The sequence below is a fragment of the Gordonibacter pamelaeae 7-10-1-b genome (assembly GCF_000210055.1).
Classification (GTDB): Bacteria; Actinomycetota; Coriobacteriia; order Coriobacteriales; family Eggerthellaceae; genus Gordonibacter; species Gordonibacter pamelaeae.
In genome coordinates, this window is record NC_021021.1 from 2,327,561 (window position 1) to 2,328,993 (window position 1,433).

The 1,433-nt window shown below is 69.1% G+C and carries 1 protein-coding gene and 1 pseudogene; both read left to right on the forward strand.

Going from position 1 to position 1,433, the window contains the following annotated elements:
* The first annotated feature begins 83 nt into the window (after positions 1-83).
* Positions 84-731, forward strand: coding sequence for an HAD family hydrolase (locus tag GPA_RS10880; RefSeq protein ID WP_041240407.1), 648 nt, complete (start codon positions 84-86; stop codon positions 729-731).
* 212 nt (positions 732-943) lie between these two features.
* A pseudogene (locus GPA_RS10885) lies at positions 944-1,433 on the forward strand (ribonucleotide reductase subunit alpha); the annotation flags it as partial.

The following is a 1,433-nucleotide window of genomic DNA, read 5'->3' on the forward strand; positions in this document are numbered from 1 at the left end:
CAACGGAAGAGCACCAGGGCGACGGCGTGCCGTTCGCCGGCCCTGACACGGGCCGCGAGGGCGACGCGCCGGCGCGGCTCGCGGTGTTCGACTTCGACGGCACGAGCATCGAGGGCAACTCGCCCGTGCTGCTCGTGCAGCACCTCATGGAGCGCGGCATGCTGCGCAAGCGGGTGATCTTCCGCATCCTGTTGTGGGCGGCGGCCTACAAGCTGCGCCTGCCGCAGAACGAGAGCAAGGTGCGCAGCCTGGTGTTCACGGCGTTCGAGGGCCGTTCGGCCGACGAGGTGGACCGGTTCCTGGCCGACTTCTACGACGAGCGCATCGCGCTCCTGTTCCGCCCCGAGGCCGACGCCGCCATGCGCGCCCATGCGGCGGCGGGCGACACGGTGGTGGTCATCTCGGCCACGTTCGAGCCCATCATCCTGCGCGCCATGGAGCACCATCCCTTCGCGTTCCAGATATCCACGCGCATGCGCAAGGCGCCCGACGGCACGTACACCCGCGAGGTGGAGGGCCTGCCCGTGGAGGGCGAGGAGAAGATCGCGGCCGTGCAGCGTTTCGGCGACGGCCGTTTCGGACCGGGGAACTGGGTGCTGGACAGCGCCTACGGCGACCACCATTCCGACCGCGCGGTGCTGGGCGCCGCCCGACACGCCTTCGCCGTGGACCCTGACCGACCGCTCGCCCGCACGGCTCGCGAGAAGGGCTGGACGGTTCTCGGCTGGTGAGACGAGGGGGAGGCTGGGAGGCGGGGCGGCGTCATTCGCTCGCGGACGGGGGGTCGCACCCGCCTCCCTGTCCCGCCCCTTTCCGTCCCGTGACGTTTTGAGGTTTTTGCGGCGCGCCCTATGCGCCTGCCTCCCAGTCCGGTAAAATGCGACTTGACCATATACAATTGCGCATTTGACAGGCGAAACATACTTGCGAAGGAGGTGGGTCCATGTTCGAGAACGCTGACGCGAACAGCTCACCAAGCCAGAACGACGAATACGACAACTCCGCCGCCGACTACCTGCACCGTGCCGCGCAAGCCTGCGCGGCAGGCGATGCGGTGCTGGGCATGCACCTGTACCTCGCCGCCTTCGAGAAGGGGGCGCACGGCGCCTACGCGCCCGATGACGAGGCCGTGGAGGGCCTTCGCCAGGCATGGGCGCTGGCCTGCAAGCTGAAGGAGCGCTCGCTTGCCGAGTACATCTTCGAGAAGCTGGAGCCCTACCTGGCCTCCGACGAGGTGGCCGCCTGCGCCGAGCAGCTGCAGCGCCTCGCGCTCGACAAGCTGGAGGAGTTCGGGCTGACGCGCGAGGACCTGGAGGACATGACCGACATGATCTCCCAGGACTTCCTCGGCATCGACGCGCCGCGGCTCATGAAGGTGGAGCACGTCACGCTCCCGCGCTCCCCGCGCGCAGCGCTGCCCGACCCGGAGGCGG